The sequence below is a fragment of the Pseudomonas sp. R4-35-07 genome (assembly GCF_003852235.1).
In the GTDB taxonomy this organism is placed as follows: Bacteria; Pseudomonadota; Gammaproteobacteria; order Pseudomonadales; family Pseudomonadaceae; genus Aquipseudomonas.
This window is the reverse complement of sequence record NZ_CP027732.1, coordinates 4119383-4135934: the sequence shown is the minus strand read 5'-3', so window position 1 is coordinate 4135934 and position 16552 is coordinate 4119383. Positions and strand designations below refer to the sequence as shown.

13 protein-coding genes are annotated in these 16552 nt (G+C 62.3%); 7 read left to right on the top strand and 6 right to left on the bottom strand.

The annotated features are described in order from the left end of the window. Positions 1–13: 13 nt before the first annotated feature. The 3 genes from C4J89_RS18800 to speB are packed head-to-tail and all read right to left on the bottom strand — an operon-like array spanning position 14 to position 2979. Entirely contained in the window at positions 14–1585 is a 1572-nt protein-coding gene (locus C4J89_RS18800; RefSeq protein WP_124415271.1) for a cytosine permease, read from the bottom strand. A gap of 21 nt (positions 1586–1606) precedes the next feature. Continuing rightward, positions 1607–2029 carry a nuclear transport factor 2 family protein gene (locus tag C4J89_RS18795; protein ID WP_124415270.1) on the bottom strand — a complete coding sequence of 141 codons (423 nt, stop codon included), beginning with the start codon at positions 2027–2029 and terminating at the stop codon, positions 1607–1609. Continuing rightward, positions 2029–2979, bottom strand: coding sequence for an agmatinase (gene speB, locus C4J89_RS18790; protein WP_124363842.1), 951 nt, complete (start codon positions 2977–2979; stop codon positions 2029–2031). The genes C4J89_RS18795 and speB overlap by 1 nt, the downstream gene beginning before the upstream one ends. Positions 2980–3131: 152 nt before the next feature. Between speB and C4J89_RS18785 the strand changes: the two genes are divergently transcribed. The 7 genes from C4J89_RS18785 to C4J89_RS18755 all read left to right on the top strand — a co-directional run bounded on the left by C4J89_RS18785 (position 3132) and on the right by C4J89_RS18755 (position 11043). Continuing rightward, positions 3132–4025, top strand: coding sequence for a LysR family transcriptional regulator (locus C4J89_RS18785; RefSeq protein WP_124371456.1), 894 nt, complete (start codon positions 3132–3134; stop codon positions 4023–4025). Positions 4026–4030: 5 nt separating this feature from the next. Continuing rightward, positions 4031–4630, top strand: coding sequence for a tRNA-uridine aminocarboxypropyltransferase (locus tag C4J89_RS18780; protein WP_124415269.1), 600 nt, complete (start codon positions 4031–4033; stop codon positions 4628–4630). Between the two features lie 236 nt (positions 4631–4866). Continuing rightward, positions 4867–5769, top strand: coding sequence for a cysteine synthase CysM (gene cysM, locus C4J89_RS18775; RefSeq protein WP_124371454.1), 903 nt, complete (start codon positions 4867–4869; stop codon positions 5767–5769). Further along, the gene (gene rlmD, locus C4J89_RS18770; RefSeq protein ID WP_124415268.1) at positions 5769–7121 is read left to right on the top strand and encodes a 23S rRNA (uracil(1939)-C(5))-methyltransferase RlmD; all 1353 of its coding nucleotides are present in this window, start codon (positions 5769–5771) and stop codon (positions 7119–7121) included. Before cysM ends, rlmD begins: the two co-directional genes overlap by 1 nt. Before the next feature lie 119 nt (positions 7122–7240). Next, positions 7241–9484, top strand: coding sequence for a GTP diphosphokinase (relA, locus tag C4J89_RS18765; protein ID WP_124363838.1), 2244 nt, complete (start codon positions 7241–7243; stop codon positions 9482–9484). Between the two features lie 154 nt (positions 9485–9638). Next, entirely contained in the window at positions 9639–10472 is an 834-nt protein-coding gene (gene mazG, locus C4J89_RS18760; RefSeq protein ID WP_124365193.1) for a nucleoside triphosphate pyrophosphohydrolase, read from the top strand. A gap of 25 nt (positions 10473–10497) precedes the next feature. Beyond that, positions 10498–11043: a DUF2058 domain-containing protein gene (locus tag C4J89_RS18755; RefSeq protein ID WP_014719402.1), complete on the top strand. Its 546-nt coding sequence runs from the start codon at positions 10498–10500 to the stop codon at positions 11041–11043. Between the two features lie 66 nt (positions 11044–11109). Here C4J89_RS18755 and C4J89_RS18750 read toward each other — a convergent pair whose 3' ends face one another. Genes C4J89_RS18750 through C4J89_RS18740 form a run of 3 tightly spaced genes read right to left on the bottom strand, consistent with a single transcriptional unit; the run spans position 11110 to position 16362 of the window. Further along, positions 11110–13224 (bottom strand): TonB-dependent receptor, encoded by a 2115-nt coding sequence (locus C4J89_RS18750; protein WP_124415267.1) that lies wholly within the window; start codon positions 13222–13224, stop codon positions 11110–11112. Beyond that, a complete protein-coding gene (locus tag C4J89_RS18745; RefSeq protein WP_124415266.1) occupies positions 13221–14447 on the bottom strand; it encodes an MFS transporter in 1227 nt (408 codons plus the stop codon). The genes C4J89_RS18750 and C4J89_RS18745 overlap by 4 nt, the downstream gene beginning before the upstream one ends. Beyond that, positions 14437–16362, bottom strand: a complete 1926-nt coding sequence (locus tag C4J89_RS18740) for an IucA/IucC family siderophore biosynthesis protein (RefSeq protein ID WP_124415265.1) — start codon at positions 16360–16362, stop codon at positions 14437–14439. The genes C4J89_RS18745 and C4J89_RS18740 overlap by 11 nt, the downstream gene beginning before the upstream one ends. Positions 16363–16552 lie beyond the last annotated feature (190 nt).

The following is a 16552-nucleotide window of genomic DNA, read 5'->3' as shown; positions in this document are numbered from 1 at the left end:
CTCCGATTATTTTTTATTGTGCAGAAGGCGCTTGCTGTGGCGAGGGAGCTTGCTCCCGTTCGACAGCGAAGCTGGAGCCGGCTTTTTCAGGACCGCTTCGCAGTCCAGCGGGAGCAAGCTCCCTCGCCACAAACGTCGGCCCATAGACGGCAGCCGGTTCCGGAAACAGCCGCAGCAGGCTCAGGTACACCACCGAGGCCAGGCCCAGCGTTACCGGCAAGCTGATGTCGATGCCCTCGGCCAGGTTGCCCAGCGGCCCGACGAACTGCCCCGGCAGGTTGACGAAGCACAGGCCCACCAGCGCGCTCGGGATCCAGGCCCCCAGCCCGCGCCAGTTCCAGCCATGGCTGAACCAGTAGCGGCCGCCGGTTTCGCCACGGGTGAACACCTGCAGGTCATCCGGGCAATAAAAGCCTCGGCGTACGATCAGGCCGATGATCATCATCACCATCCATGGGGTGGTGCAGGTGATGATCAGCACGGCGAAGGTCGACACGCTCTGCACCAGGTTGGCGGCGAAACGTCCGATAAAGATGAAGGCAATCGACATTACCCCGATCAGCAGCGTGGCCTTGACCCGTGACAGCAGGCGTGGAAACACGCTGGACATGTCCAGCCCGGTGCCATACAGCGAGGTGGTGCCGGTGGACATGCCGCCGATTACCGCAATCAGGCACACCGGCAGGAAGAACCAGCTCGGTGCCACCGCGAGCAAGCCGCCCACATAGTTGTTGCTGGCGATGTAGTCCGGTGCCTTGACGGCCACGATGGTCGCGGTAGCCAGGCCGAACAGGAACGGAATCAACGTGGCAACTTGGGCCAGGACCACCGCCAGCATGATCCGGCGCTTCGGGGTGTGGCGCGGGATGTAGCGCGACCAGTCGCCGAGGAACGCGCCGAAGGAAATCGGGTTGCTCATCGCCACCAGCGCGGCGCCGATAAATGCCGCCCAGAAGCCGCTCTGGCCGAGGGCGACGCCGCCGGCGAAGTGGCTGTCGAAGGCCGGCGCAAAGGCGAAGATCCCCAGCAGGAACAAGAGGCTCGCGGCCCACACCGCAATCCGGTTGACCCACAGCATGAAGCGAAACCCGTAGATGCACACCGTCAGCACCAGAAGGGCGAAGACGCCGTAGGCCAGGCCCAGGGTCAGGTCGGATTCCGGCAGGCCGATCAGACGTTTCGCACCACCCACCAGCGCATCGCCTGAACTCCACACCGACAGTGAGAAGAAGGCAATCGCCGTCAGCAACGACAGAAACGAGCCGACAATCCGCCCATGCACGCCGAAATGCGCGCCGGAAGACACGGCGTTGTTGGTACCGTTGATCGGCCCGAACAGGCCCATGGGCGCCAGGATCACTGCGCCCACCAGCACGCCCAGCACAATCGCCCAGACCCCGGCCTGGAACGACAGGCCGAACAGCACCGGGAACGCGCCCAGCACGGCGGTGGCAAAGGTATTTGCACCGCCGAAGATCAGCCGGAACAGATCCTTAGGGGCGGCGGTGCGTTCGTGGTCGGGGATCTGTTCGACCCCGTTGGTTTCTATGGTGCGAATACTGTTTTGGTTGTTTTTATTATTCATGATCAGCTCCGATCACATTGGCTAAGGGGGCGGCAGCCCTTCCGGCATAGCGGACAAATGTTCGTGACAGGCCAGCCACAGGCCTTGTTGTTGTTCTGTGCGCGACCCTTGCCGTGTGAAGACGATGGTCTCGCGTTCCTGGCTGAAGTGATGCTCCCCGTTCATGCGCAGCTCGGTGGCCACGTCATGCATGAAAATCGCCACGTCACCGTGCAGGCTGACAACGGCATTGCTTGAGGTGCACGACAGCACCTCGAACCCCTCGTCCCGGCGCCAGCAGTCCCACAACGCCTGGTAGGCATCGCGGCTGAGCAGTGGCTGGGGGAGGGTATGGAACACAAAACTCGCATCGGCCGTGAACGCGCCGAAGTAAGCGGCTCGGTCGTTGCGAGCGAAGGCCGAGACCAGCGCGGCCGCCGCCTCTAACACCGCTGGCACGCTCATCAGCGATGTGCCACGCCAGGCAGTACGCAGAGCATCTCGTACAGCAGGTTGGCGCCGAGCAGTGAGGTATTGCCGGTGGTGTCGTAGGGCGGTGAAACTTCCACCAAATCACAACCAATCAAGTCCAGGCCCTGGCAGCCACGGATAATCTCGATCGCCTGAATGGTGGTCAGCCCGCCGATTTCCGGGGTGCCGGTGCCGGGCGCCCAGGCCGGGTCGATGCCGTCGATGTCAAAGCTCAGGTACACCGGGCCGTCGCCGACTTTTTCGCGCACTTCGGCCATCAAGGGCGCGAGGGAGTGATGCCAGCATTCTTCGGCCTGAACCACACGAAAGCCCTGTTTGCGGCTCCAGTTGAAGTCTTCGGCGGTGTAGCCCTGGGCGCGCAGGCCGATCTGCACCACGCGGTCGCAATCGAGCAAACCCTCTTCCACGGCACGGCGGAAGGTGGTGCCGTGGGCGATTTTCTCGCCGAACATATGGTCGTTGACGTCGGCGTGGGCGTCGATGTGCACCAGCCCGACCTTGCCGTGTTTCTTGTGGATGGCCCGCAGGATCGGCAGGGTGATGGTGTGGTCGCCGCCCAGGGTCAGGGGAATGACGTCGTGCTCGAGGATTTCATCGTAGGCCTCTTCGATGATGCGCACCGCGTCCAGCAGGTTGAAGGTGTTGATCGCCACATCGCCGATGTCTGCAACCGACAGCGAATCGAACGGCGCCGCACCGGTGGCCATGTTGTACGGGCGGATCATCACCGATTCGGCGCGGATTTCACGCGGGCCGAAGCGGGTACCGGCGCGCAGCGAGGTGCCAATGTCCAGGGGCACGCCGACAAACGCGGCGTCCAAGCCCTTGGCCGTTTGCAGGTGGGGCAGGCGCATCATGGTGGCGATGCCGGCGAAGCGCGGCATTTCGTTGCCGCCCAGTGGTTGGTGGAAAATCTTGTCCACGGGATTGCCTCATCGTTGTTGTGGTTATCTGGGGGCCGATTCTGCGAAATACATGGAAACGAAAGAATCGCCACGGGCAAATACTTAGTTCAGATTTTTCTAAACTAAAGCCTGGGGTAGACTGCGCCGCTTGAGCTGAATCCGGAGAACCCATGGCCAACGCCTTGCCCGACCTGAAACTCCTGCGCATCTTCGTCAGCGTCGTGCGCCACCAGGGGTTCGCCAATGCCCAGCACGAACTCAACCTGTCGACGTCAGCCATCAGCACCTACATGAGCCAGCTGGAATCGGCGCTGGGCCTGGTGCTGTGCCACCGCGGGCGGGGCGGCTTCAGCCTGACCAGCAAGGGCGAGCTGTTTCATCAGGAAACCTTGCGTTTATTGGCCGAGCTGGAAGGCTTCGAGCAATATGCCGCCGCGTTGAAGGGCGAGTTGCGCGGCACCCTCAAGCTCGGTGTGCTCGACTCCACCGTCAGCGATAAAGCCCTGCCGTTCGCCGAGGTGATTGGCGCATACAGCCTCGAACATCCGGCGGTACATTTGCATCTGTCGGTGTTAAGCCCTTATGAACTGCAACTGGGGGTGCAGGACAATCGCCTGGACCTGGCCATCGGCGCGTTCTCCAACCGCATGAGCGGGCTGATCTATATGCCGTTGTACCGCGAGCAGCACTGGCTGTATTGCAGCACCCGGCATCCGTTGTTCAACGAGCGGCGCATCCCCGAGCAGGTCATTACCCAGCAACGCATGGTCGGGCGCGGCTACTGGAGCCAGGCCGAACTGGCGCGCCATGGCTTCAAGCACAGCGCCGCGACGGTGGAAAGCATGGAGGCGCAACTGATCCTGGTGCTGTCGGGCGCCTACATCGGCTATTTACCCGAGCACTACGCGCAAGCCTGGGCCGACAAGGGCGACCTGCGCGTGCTGCTGCCGGCGACCTTTGGCTACCAGGCGCCGTTTTCGATGATCATGCGTCGGGGGCGCAGCCGCGAGCCGCTGATCCAGACCTTCCGCGATTTACTCAAAGCCCAGCTCAACCAGGCCTGAAAACCATGTCCAGACCCCAGTGTTCCCGTTGCCTGAGACCTCTCAGCCACTGTTTGTGCTCGCTGATCCCCAGCCTCGACAGTCGCACCCGCGTGCTGCTGTTGCAGCACCCGAGCGAGGTCAACCATGCGCTCAATACCGCGCGACTGGCGGCGTTGGGGCTCATCAATGCGCAATTGGTGGTGGGGGAGGTGTTCGATGATCTGGAGACGTTATTGAACCCGCCCGGTTATCAGGCGCGTCTGCTGTTCCCGGCCGATGATGCGCAGCCTTTGCAAGCCTATACGCTTGGTGATCAGCCGCTGCTGCTGGTGGTGCCCGATGGCACCTGGCGCAAGGCGCGCAAGTTGCTGCACCTCAACCCGTTGCTGGCAGCGTTGCCTCGGGTGACGCTGGCCAACGGCGGCGTCTCCCGGTATCGCTTGCGCAAGGCACCGGGGCCTGGAGCCTTGTCGACGGTCGAAGCGATCGTGCAAGCGTTGCAGGTACTGGAAGCGCCGACATCCTTTGAGCCGCTGTTGAAACCCTTTGAAGCATTGATCGAGGGGCAGATTGTGGCGATGGGGGAAGAGGTTTTTCAGAGAAATCATGGCGGTAGGGATTAGAGCCCGGCCGGTTATCGAGGTGCAGCCATCGGGGGCAAGCCCCCTCCCACATTCGACCGCATTCTCATGTTGGAACGCGATCAACTGTGGGAGGGGGCTTGCCCCCGATTGCGCCCTCATAGGCACCACACCTCTGCCTTATTCCTATAAGCCATAAGCACCGCACTTTGCGTGATATGGCCCGCCGACCTTTCCCGGTATGATATGCGCCCCGCAGTCTGGATTGCGAATACGCCATGACCTTGCAGTACCCTACAATCGCCGATTGCGTCGGCAATACCCCCCTGGTCCGCTTGCAACGCATGGCGGGTGAAACCAGCAATACCTTGTTGCTCAAGCTTGAAGGCAACAACCCAGCCGGTTCCGTCAAGGACCGCCCGGCGTTGTCGATGATCACCCGCGCCGAACTGCGCGGGCAGATCAAGCCGGGCGACACGCTGATCGAAGCCACCTCGGGTAACACCGGGATCGCCCTGGCCATGGCCGCTGCGATCAAGGGTTACAAGATGGTGCTGATCATGCCCGACAACGGCAGCGCCGAGCGCAAGGCGGCGATGACCGCCTATGGCGCCGAACTGGTGCTGGTCACCCAGGAAGAAGGCATGGAAGGCGCCCGCGACCTCGCTGAACGCATGGCCGCCGAAGGCCGTGGCGTGGTGCTGGACCAGTTTGCCAACGGGGATAACCCCGAAGCGCACTACACCAGCACCGGCCCGGAAATCTGGCGCCAGACCCAGGGCACCATCACCCATTTCGTCAGCTCCATGGGCACCACCGGCACCATCATGGGCAATTCGCGCTACCTCAAGGAGCAGAACCCGGCGATTCAGATCGTCGGCCTGCAACCGATGGAAGGTGCGGCCATTCCCGGTATCCGGCGCTGGCCCGAAGAGTACTTGCCGAAGATCTACAACGCCGCGCGCGTGGACCGCATCATCGACATGGCCCAGCGCGAAGCCGAAGACACCACCCGTCGCCTGGCGCGTGAAGAGGGCATCTTCTGCGGCGTGTCGTCCGGCGGCGCCGTGGCCGGTATGTTGCGCTTGTCCAGGGAAGTCGAAAACGCGGTGATCGTCGCGATCATCTGTGACCGAGGCGACCGCTACCTGTCGACCGGCATCTTCGACGAACCCAACTGATGGCCAAGCACGAGAAAGGCCTGCGCTTCCAACCGACGGGCGGCAGCCGGGCTCCGCAGATTCCAGTGGGCAAGAAGCAGCGCCTGACCATCGAACGCCTGGCCAACGACGGTCGCGGCATCGTGTTCTTCGAAGGCCGCACCTGGTTCGTCAACGGCGCGCTGGCCGGCGAAGAGGTGGAAGCGCGGGTGCTCGGCGCCCACGGCAAGGTGGTCGAGGCGCGCACCGAGCGGGTGTTCAAGGCCAGCGAACTGCGCCGCCCGGCTCCCTGCGTCCACTTTGGCCGCTGTGGCGGCTGCAGCGTGCAGCACTTGCCTCACGACGAACAGCTTGCCCTGAAACAGCGCATGCTCGCCGAGCAATTGTCGCGCGTGGCCGGTGTCGAACCGCAAGAGTGGGCCGCGCCCTTGAGCGGGCCGGAATTCGGCTACCGCCGCCGCGCCCGCGTGGCCGTGCGCTGGGATGCCAAGGCGAAAAAACTCGAGGTGGGTTTCCGTGCCGTGGCCAGCCAGGACATCGTCGCCATCGACGATTGCCCGGTACTGGTACAGGCCTTGCAACCGATCATGCAGCGTCTGCCGAACATGCTGCGCCGCTTGAGCAAACCTCAGGCGTTGGGGCATGTGGAGCTGTTCAGCGGCTCGTCCATCGCCGTGTTGCTTAGGCATATGGCACCGCTGTCTGACGCGGACATGCAGGTACTGCAGGAATTTTGCAGCTTCCATGACGCCCAGTTGTGGCTGCAGGGCGAGGGGTTGCCGCAACCGGTCGAGCCGGGCAGGGCGCTTGGTTTCCGCCTTGAGGCGTGGGATCTGGAGTTGGCTTACCGGCCGGGAGATTTTGTGCAGGTCAACGCCGGGGTCAACGAGGCGATGGTCGCCCAGGCCCTGCAATGGTTGGCGCCGCAACCCGATGAGCGAGTGCTGGACCTGTTTTGCGGGCTGGGCAATTTTGCCCTGCCACTGGCCAGGCAGGTACGCGAAGTCGTTGCGGTGGAAGGCGTTCAGGCTATGGTGGAGCGCGCTGCAGAGAATGCCGTCAGCAACAATTTGCATAATGCGCAGTTTTTTCAGGCCGATTTGTCCCAGCCTCTGACTGACGCGGAATGGGCCAAACAGGGCTTTTCTGCGGTACTCTTGGACCCACCCCGCGATGGTGCCCAGGAGGTTGTGCGCAAACTGGCCGCCCTGGGAGCCAGGCGCCTGGTGTATGTGTCCTGCAACCCCGCTACGCTGGCGCGGGACACGGTTGAGTTGGTCAAGCAAGGTTACCGGCTAAAGCGTGCCGGGATCCTCGACATGTTTCCGCAGACAGCGCATGTCGAGGCCATGGCGTTATTTGAAGCGGGCTAGGATGCCCGTTTAATCCGACTGGCCTGCAGTCTCCAGGGCCGTGAATGCCAGGGAGCCTGCAGCAAGGTCGGCGATGATTTTTGGCGCATCCAAGGTGCGTCGTAGGGAAGGTAAGCAAGATGGTACAGGTGAGAGCACACCAGCCGATCAACACCGACGGCAGTATCAATCTCGAGGCATGGCTGGATCATGCCGTCAGTGTCGACCCGGCACTGGACCGTGAAGCCTTGAAAGCAGCCTGCGAGTTCGCTCGTGAGTCTGAACAACAGGACAATGCGGCCAAGAACCTGTGGGCGGAAGGCACGTCGAGCTTTCGTACCGGGTTGGAAATCGCCGAGATCCTTGCCGATCTCAAGCTGGACCAGGATTCGCTGATCGCCGCCGTGCTCTATCGCGGTGTGCGTGAAGGGCATATCCCGTTGCCGACCGTCGGCCAGCGTTTCGGCGCCGTGGTAGCCAAGCTGATCGACGGCGTGCTGCGCATGGCGGCCATCAGTGCCAGCCTCAGCCCGCGCCAATCGATGGTGCTGGGTACCCAGGGCCAGGTGGAAAACCTGCGCAAGATGCTGGTAGCGATGGTCGACGACGTGCGCGTCGCGCTGATCAAGCTGGCCGAACGTACCTGCGCGATCCGTGCGGTGAAAACCGCCGATGACGAGAAGCGCAACCGCGTCGCCCGCGAGGTCTTCGACATCTACGCGCCGCTGGCGCACCGCCTGGGTATCGGTCATATCAAATGGGAGCTGGAGGACCTGTCCTTCCGCTACCTCGAACCCGATCAATACAAACAGATCGCCACGCTGCTGCACGAGCGGCGGCTCGACCGCGAGCGCTTTATCAGCGACGTGATGGGCCAGTTGCGCGCCGAGTTGCAGGCCACCGGCGTCGATGCCGACATCAGCGGCCGCGCCAAGCACATCTATTCGATCTGGCGCAAAATGCAGCGCAAGGGCCTGGCGTTCAGCCAGATCTACGACGTACGCGCCGTGCGTGTGCTGGTGCCGGAAATGCGCGATTGCTACACCGCGCTGGGGATCGTGCATACCCTGTGGCGGCATATTCCCAAAGAGTTCGACGACTACATCGCCAACCCCAAGGAAAACGGCTACCGCTCGCTGCACACGGCGGTGATCGGCCCTGAAGGCAAGGTGTTGGAAGTGCAGATCCGCACCCACGCCATGCACGAAGAGGCGGAGTTGGGCGTTTGCGCGCACTGGCGTTACAAGGGCACCGACGTCAAGGCCGGTTCCAACCAGTACGAAGAGAAAATCTCCTGGTTGCGCCAGGTGCTGGAATGGCACGAAGAACTCGGCGACATCGGCGGTCTGGCCGAACAGTTGCGCGTGGATATCGAACCGGACCGGGTCTACATCTTCACCCCCGACGGCCACGCCATCGATTTGCCCAAGGGCGCCACGCCACTGGACTTCGCTTACCGCGTGCACACCGAAATCGGCCACAACTGCCGCGGCGCCAAGATCAATGGGCGCATCGTGCCGCTCAACTATAGCCTGCAAACCGGTGAGCAGGTCGAGATCATCACCAGCAAGCACGGCACGCCGAGCCGCGACTGGCTGAACCCGAACCTGGGTTACATCACCACCTCGCGGGCGCGGGCGAAGATCGTGCACTGGTTCAAACTGCAGGCCCGCGACCAGAACGTCGCCGCCGGCAAGACCCTGCTCGAACGCGAACTGGCGCGCCTGGGCCTGCCCCAGGTGGACTTCGACAAGCTGGCCGAAAAGGCCAACATGAAGATCGCCGAAGACATGTTCGCCGCCCTCGGTGCCGGTGATCTGCGTCTGGCCCAACTGGTCAACCTGGCCCAGCAACTGGTGGAGCCGGAGCGCGGCAACGAACAGCTGGAACTGATCCCGCGCAAGGCCACCGGCTACAAGCCCGGCAAACGTGGCGATATCCAGATCCAGGGCGTGGGCAACCTGATGACGCAAATGGCCGGCTGCTGCCAGCCGTTGCCGGGCGACGCCATCGTCGGCTACATCACCCAGGGACGCGGGGTGAGCATTCACCGCCAGGACTGCGCCTCGGTGCTGCAGTTGGGCGGGCGCGAACCGGAGCGGATCATCCAGGTCAGCTGGGGCCCGGTGCCGGTGCTCACGTACCCGGTGGACATCATCATCCGTGCCTACGACCGCTCCGGTCTGCTGCGCGACGTCTCGCAGGTGCTGCTCAATGAGCGGATCAACGTGCTGGCGGTCAACACCCGCTCGAATAAAGAGGACAACACCGCATTGATGTCCCTGACCATCGAGATTCCGGGGCTGGACGCGCTGGGGCGGTTGCTGGGACGGATATCGCAGTTGCCGAACATCATTGAGACGCGGCGTAATCGCACCCCATGAACAGCTGGATGAACGCGGATTAAAATGTGGGAGGGGGCTTGCCCCCGATGAGGGAGGGTCAGCTGGCACCTTTATTGACTGACCCATTGCAATCGGGGGCAAGCCCCCTCCCACATTGGATCGGCAGTGTTCATACCTGATTGGAAATACGATGATGTATTCACTTGAAGACCTGCTGCACCTCATGAGCCGCCTGCGCGACCCGCAATACGGCTGCCCATGGGACATCAAGCAAACCTACGCCACCATCGTGCCGCATACCCTGGAAGAGGCCTATGAAGTGGCCGACGCCATCGAGCGTGGCGACTTCGATCATCTGCAAGGCGAGTTGGGCGACCTGTTGTTCCAGGTGGTGTATTACAGCCAGCTGGCGCGGGAAGAAGGGCGCTTCGAATTTGCCGGGGTGATCGACAGCATCACCCGCAAGCTGATCCGCCGTCATCCCCATGTGTTCCCGACCGGCGACCTGTATGCACCGCTGGATATTCCTCAACTGAGCGAAGAGCAGGTCAAGCAGCGTTGGGAGCAGATCAAGGCCGAGGAGCGCGCGGAAAAATCCGACGCACCCGAGCAACTGTCCCTGCTCGATGACGTGCCCACTGCCTTGCCATCGCTGTCCCGTGCCGCCAAGTTGCAGAAGCGCGCCAGCCAGGTGGGTTTCGACTGGCCGTCGGCGTTGCCGGTGGTGGATAACGTGCGCGAAGAGCTGGATGAAGTGCTCGAAGCCATGGCCGATAACGATTCGGCAGCCATTGCCGATGAAGTCGGTGACCTGCTGTTTGCGGCGGTCAATCTGGCCCGTCACCTCAAGGTCGACCCGGAAACCGCGTTGCGTGGCGCCAATGCCAAGTTCGAGCGACGCTTCCGATTTATCGAACAGGCATTGCGCGAGACGCATCAACCCATAGAAGATTGCACCCTCGAAACGTTGGACGCCCTGTGGGGCGAAGCCAAACGCCAGGAAAAGAATGTTTCCAGCTGCGGTTGAGCAGTTGCCTAAGTGAGTAAGCACCATGAGCCTTTCCCTTCGCGACCAGTTGCTCAAAGCAGGTCTGGTCAACCAAAAGCAGGCCAAGCAGGTCGGCAAAGAGAAGCAGAAACAGCAGCGGCTGGTCCACAAGGGTCAGGCCGAGGTCGATGACACCCAGGCGCGCCTGGCAGCCGAGGCGCACGCCGAGAAGGTCAAGCGCGACCAGGAGCTGAACCGTCAGCAGCAGGAAAAAGCCGAGGCCAAGGCCCGCACGGCCCAGGTCAAGCAATTGATCGAAACCTCGCGCCTGCCCAAGTTGACCACCGAGGACTACTACAACTTCGTGGATGACAAGAAGGTCAAGCGCCTGTCGGTCAACACGCTGATGCGTAACAAGCTGAGCAACGGCTCGCTGGCCATCGTGCATCACGGCGGCGGCTACGAGGTGATCCCGCGCGAAGCCGCGCTGAAGATCCAGGAGCGCGCGCCGGAGCGTATCGTGCAGCTCAATATCCTGACGGAAAGCCAGGTGCCGGATGAGGATGATCCGTACGCCGCCTACCAGATCCCGGATGACCTGATGTGGTAAACCGCTGAAAACAACAAACCCCGCCAAAAGGCGGGGTTTGTGTTTTTACCGTGCCGCGCCAGCCTGTTACCAATCCACCGCGTAGCTCAGGCTGAAGGTACGACCTTCGGCATTCGGGTACGGCGCACGGGCGTTGGCCTGGGCGAACATGTTCTGGTAGTTGCGGTTGGTGAGGTTGTACACCGCACCTTCGAGGCGACCTACCGGCAGCCTTACCGAGCCCAGCAGGTCTACCAGCGTGTAGCCCTGGATATCGCGCCCGTTGTTGTCCTTGAACGCGGCGTCATAGTTGGCCAGGCGCATGCCCTGCAAGCGCAGGCTGTAGTCGCCACGGTCATAGCCGACGAACGCGGTGGTCTTGGCCGGGGAGATGCGGGTGGCGGGCAGGTCGATCCACTTGCCGTTCTGCTGGGTCTCGCCTTTGGAATAGGCGTACGTGCCGCCGACCGACCACTGGTCGGTGACGTTGTACGTCAGGCTGGTTTCGATACCGCGCACGCGCTCTTTCTGGTTGATCAGGCGTAGCACGCGGTCATTGGCATCATAGAACTGCGTCACATCCGAAGTGTTTTCATACGCCGTGACATTGGCCAGCCACTTGTCCCAGTTGCCACGCCAGCCCAGTTCATAGCTGTTGACCTTCAACGCCTGGGCGTTGAGGTCTTGAATGTTGTACGTGCTGTTGACGTCACGCAGGAAGCGCTGGATATCCGGCAGGGAAAAGCCCTGGCTGAAGTTGGCGAACACATCCTGGTTTTCACTCAGGTGGTACACCGCGCCGAGGTTGTAGAGGGTGTCGTCATACTTGAGGGTGCCGCCCGGCAGTGTCGCGCGGTTGCCGGTCTGAACGATTTCGCCATAGGCGATGCTGTCGTCGACCTTGCTCTCGATCCATTCACGGCGCACGCCACCGCGCAACGTCCAATCGCCGATGTCATAGGACAGCTGGCCAAAGATCGCCTTGGTGGTGGTCTGGATGTCCGGGCCCAGCTCGAAGGTGGTACCCGTCTTGGTGTACGTCAGGCCGTTGACGCGGTACTGGTCGCCGCGTTGGCGCGAAGTTTCATGATCATAGTCGGCCCCCCAGACCAGGTTGCCGGTCGCCGGGCCGATGTCCGGCATTTGCGTGTCGATGGCGGCGCGCAGGCCATACACATCTTGCACGCTGTTGTTGTCCGACACCCCGGCTCGGCCCCGGGACAGGTCCGGGAAGAACAGCGCATCGGCGCGGCGCCAGTAACTTTCGACCTGCAAGCCCTGGCCGTAGAAGTCCTTGTCTGCGTAATTGAGGTTGACCGCCTGGTTGTGGGTGGACGGCTGGTCGTCCAGGTCCAGGCCTTTCACCGCGACTGCCTCGCTGGTGATGCGTGGGTTCTTGGTGTAGCGGGTGTCTTGTTCGTCTTTGTAGTCTTGCAGCGACAGGCTGAGCTTTTTGTCGTCATCCAGCTCGTAGCCGAAGCGACCCTGCAGGTCGTAGGTGTCGGTGTCCATGTTGCTGCCCTGGGACGTGTCCTGGGGAATGCGCTTGCCGTTACCGTCGAACTGGTCGTTGCGTTGCACGGCGTTGCCCGACACATACCAGTCCAGCGGGCCCTGGCGGCCTGTTGCGCTCTGGAATGCCTGGTAGGAAAAGCCTTTGTGACTGAGGTTGTCACCGGCGGTCATGCCGATCTTGCTGCTGAAAGCCAGGTCTTCACCTTTGTTGCGCTTGGTGATGATGTTGATGATGCCGCCCGATGCGCCGGCGCCGTAGACGCTGCTGGCGCCGGAAATCACTTCGATGCGCTCGATGCTTTCCGGTGCCACGCTGTTGAGCTGCCGAAAGTTGTCACGCGTGGCGTTCTGGGAAACCCCGTCGATCAGGATCAGCGTATTGCGCCCGCGAAGCGTCTGGCCGAAGTTGCTCATGCCGCCGCTGGAGGGCGCGATGCCTGGGACCAGTTGCCCGAGAATATCGGCAACCCGGCGTCCTGCCGAGGTCTGCTGGCGCAGTTGTTCTTCATTGATGACCTGCACCGAGCCCGGGATCGCCGCAATGCTGGTTTCACTGCGCGTGGCCGAGACCACCGTGGCCTGTAGTTGCAGGCTGGTCGCCGGCGTTTCTTCAGTTTGATCGGCCCAGACGGGCGCACTGATCGACCCGAGCAGGGGCAGCAGAACGGCCCATTGTGATGTGTTCATGACCTTGCCTTTGAGTTATTAGAAGTAGTGACAGAAAAAACGGACGTCTCAGGTGTGCGAGTGAGCGAACGAATGGCGCGGATGCCCAGTGCAGCCAGGGCATATGTCAGCGCGACCAGCCAGAAGCTGTGCGCCAGGCCCACCATGGCCATGCCGATGCCACCCAGCAGCGCGCCGCACAACGCGCCGGCCTTGGCGGCGCTGTTGCCCAGGCCCAGGGCGAACCCCTGCTGGCTGGGTGCAACGGTGTTGGCGATCAGCGTGTAGGCCACCGGCAGCAAAGCGCCTTGCCACACCCCCCACAGCAGCCGGCTGGTGAGGAAGCCAAACCATTCATTCGCCAATGCCGTGAAGGCCAGCGTGAAGGCGCAGGCCCAGGTGACCCACTCAATGATGCGTAGCGTGTGTGCAGGTTGATGTCGATCAAACAGGCGGCCCCACAACGGCGCGGACAGCGCCAGGGTTAATGCGCTGGCGGCATAGCTGGCGCCGATCAGCCACGCGGGCGCATGCAAAACATCGGCAACATATAAGGCATAGAACGGTTGCGGCATCATCTTGGCTGCTTGGATCAAGACGATGATCCCCAGCATCGCGCCGAGCCAGCCTTTGGGGAGTGCGGCGGGCGTCGAGGTACGCGCGGGTCTCGATCGTGGTGAGTCGTTGGGTAAGAAGGCGCTGATTATTGCGCACAACAGGCAGACTGCGGTGGCGCTGTAGCACAGCAATGCGAAACCGGATATGTCCATCAGCCAGCCGCCCAACACCGGCCCGGCCAGGGAGCCCACGGCGGTGGCGGATTGCAGCCGCGCCAGGATATGCCCGCGACCGCCATCGCCGCAGTAGGCCAGCGCATAGGCCTGCGCGGCCGCAATAAAGCCGGCCAGCGCACCCTGCGCTACCCGGATCGCCACCAGCAGCCAGGGATCGTAGGTGATGGCGGCCAGCGCCTGGCATACCGCCAGCGCCAGCAGCGCGCGGATAATCATCGGCTTGTGCCCGGTACGATCACCCAGGCGCCCCCACATGGGCGTGAGCACCATCGCCGCCATCATCGGCCCGGCATACACCAGCGCAGACAGCAGGCCGGTGTACTGGGCGTTGGCGGCGCCAAGCAGCTTCTGGATTTGCAATGGCCAGAAAGGACCGCTCATTTCCATGGCGCCCATCGACACCAGCTGAATCACCACCAGCAAGCGCAGCGCCGTGCTGTTAGCCGACATTGGCGGCGCTACTCAGCGGGTTGGGCAAGCGCCCGACGATATCGGCATGGCTTTCCATCAGTCGCATGCGCATGAACGACTTGGCCGGCCAGTCCTGTTCCAGCAGCGCGGCACGTTCGGTCAGCCAGCGCTGAGGGTCGACCTCGCTGCGCACATCATCGAAGCACTGGCTGACCTGCGCTGACAGTTCATCCCACAACAGCGCCTGGGGAACCTCGAAGTGGCGCGCGCCGAGCAATACCAGCTCGCCCAAGTGGCACATGAACACCGTGTGCAGCAGCTTGTCGCGTACGAAACCTGCATCGTCGTACAAGGTCATTTTCGGATCATGCAGTTCGATATCCAGACCCTGGGCGTGCAAGGTTTTGCGGTCGATCCGGATATCGCCGAAATCGCGCAACAGCAGGCGGCTGACTTGCCCGTCCGCACCCATGACCATAAAGGAATTCTGTTGATGAGCCTCGAAGGCCACGCCATAGCGCAGGTACATGCCCAGCAGGGCCGGCACGGCAATGGATGCGTAGTCCTTGAAAAACGCACAGAGGGCCTGCGCATCGTCAGCGCCTTGGCTCAGGCGGACCCACTGCCTCAGCAAGGGTTGCCCATGCTGGTCGGTGGCAAACAGGCTGCCCACCGGGACGGCCATTTCGCCGGTTTGGAGCAGGCTCTGCGGGTTGTCGCGATAAAGCACCGCCAGGTGGCGGGAGTGCTCGTCATTCACCGGCTGTGGCTTGAAATGCATGCCCAGGCGCTCGGGGACGATGCTTAGGATGTTCTGCAGCCCGGGCTCACGCGCCAGGATGGTCTGCAACAGATGGCTGATCCGCGGCCCCATGCGCGCCGAGCGTGGCGACACCGTGCGCTGCACGCTGGTCAGGCGCAGCGAAACCGGAAGCTTGACCATGGGCGCGTCGCTGCGGCCTTCAGGCAAAACGGTGCGGAACGACATGGTTGGGTGGGCCGTGAATGCAACGATATCGGTGAGCACCAACAGCTGGTCGCCGATTTCATTGGCGAACAGCTGCGGTAGCTCCTGGCGAGCTTGCCAAGGGTGGGCAGGCAGCGGCAGATAATCGCGGGCCTCAAGGCCCTGTGCGGTCAGGTGCGCCGTCAACTGGCGAGCAGCTTGCGGGAATTGCCCTTGCCACCACTGCCAGTAATCTGCCGTGCCGGCCAGGCTTTCGACATGGGCGTACTGGCGGTGCAGCGCACACAGCAATACCGGGAAACGCGCTTCGAACTCAGGCGAGAATTCGATCACCTGATCTGTCGCCAAACCCAGCTTGGTCTTGTAGTTGGGGTGCCAGGGATGGCCGAGCGTGCCCCATTGCTCAAGCACTGACGTCGGGTTGCCAGCCTCTGGATCGTGCTTGAGGTAGCTGAGCAGGTTGTGCTGATGTACGGGGTCCATCGAGGCGTGCAGCTCGAGCGTCCATTGCTCGTGGAAGGCCAGGCACAGGGTGTCGTTGATGAAGCTGTCGTCGATCTCTGTGTTGAGGCGGTCCAGGACCTCTGGGGCGGCAGGCGACTCGAGGCGGGTGTTCAGTAAGGTCAGCAACTGCGACGGGAACTGGATGGTCTGTTCGGGCTGCCCAGCCCGCAGGACGCTGACCTTGCCTCGCAAATCCCAGTTGGCCATGCGGCCGGGGCGCAGGTGCTCAAAGCGCAGGCGGCTCTGGTCGGGCAGCACCAGCCAACAGTGGTCGTGTTCGTCATAACTGAGGGTGTTGGGATCGAGCAGGCCTTCACGAAACAGGGCCTGGATCAGGCGTTGAAAACTACGTTCGCAGGCGGGCGCCAAGGTGGCGACCAGTGTCTGAAGGGTGATGTGCCTGGCCTGGAATTGACGCGTAGCCAGCGCTTCACCCCAGCGGCCAAGCAGCGATTGTTCCGGTGTGGTGAGGTGTCCATGCATGAGGTCAAACTCCGTTTTCGTGGGGCCGAGTGAAAAGCGGAGCGATACTATCGAGAATCATTACCAATTGTCTATTTGTTGTTACGTTTTAGGAAAACGGCCACTTTAGAAAACGAAAAACCCCGCTCAAAAGGCGGGGTTTCTGTTTGTAGGCGGCCCTGGCTGCGTGGGCCGGGGCGTCTACGCGATT

What these genes read in the sequence shown, in the direction of transcription:
- C4J89_RS18800 (WP_124415271.1), bottom strand. Translation starts at nt 1,585, where the DNA reads ATGAATAATAAAAACAACCAAAACAGTATTCGCACCATAGAAACCAAC.
- C4J89_RS18795 (WP_124415270.1), bottom strand. Translation starts at nt 2,029, where the DNA reads ATGAGCGTGCCAGCGGTGTTAGAGGCGGCGGCCGCGCTGGTCTCGGCC.
- C4J89_RS18785 (WP_124371456.1), top strand. Translation starts at nt 3,132, where the DNA reads ATGGCCAACGCCTTGCCCGACCTGAAACTCCTGCGCATCTTCGTCAGC.
- C4J89_RS18780 (WP_124415269.1), top strand. Translation starts at nt 4,031, where the DNA reads ATGTCCAGACCCCAGTGTTCCCGTTGCCTGAGACCTCTCAGCCACTGT.
- cysM (WP_124371454.1), top strand. Translation starts at nt 4,867, where the DNA reads ATGACCTTGCAGTACCCTACAATCGCCGATTGCGTCGGCAATACCCCC.
- rlmD (WP_124415268.1), top strand. Translation starts at nt 5,769, where the DNA reads ATGGCCAAGCACGAGAAAGGCCTGCGCTTCCAACCGACGGGCGGCAGC.
- relA (WP_124363838.1), top strand. Translation starts at nt 7,241, where the DNA reads ATGGTACAGGTGAGAGCACACCAGCCGATCAACACCGACGGCAGTATC.
- mazG (WP_124365193.1), top strand. Translation starts at nt 9,639, where the DNA reads ATGTATTCACTTGAAGACCTGCTGCACCTCATGAGCCGCCTGCGCGAC.
- C4J89_RS18755 (WP_014719402.1), top strand. Translation starts at nt 10,498, where the DNA reads ATGAGCCTTTCCCTTCGCGACCAGTTGCTCAAAGCAGGTCTGGTCAAC.
- C4J89_RS18750 (WP_124415267.1), bottom strand. Translation starts at nt 13,224, where the DNA reads ATGAACACATCACAATGGGCCGTTCTGCTGCCCCTGCTCGGGTCGATC.
- C4J89_RS18745 (WP_124415266.1), bottom strand. Translation starts at nt 14,447, where the DNA reads ATGTCGGCTAACAGCACGGCGCTGCGCTTGCTGGTGGTGATTCAGCTG.
- C4J89_RS18740 (WP_124415265.1), bottom strand. Translation starts at nt 16,362, where the DNA reads ATGCATGGACACCTCACCACACCGGAACAATCGCTGCTTGGCCGCTGG.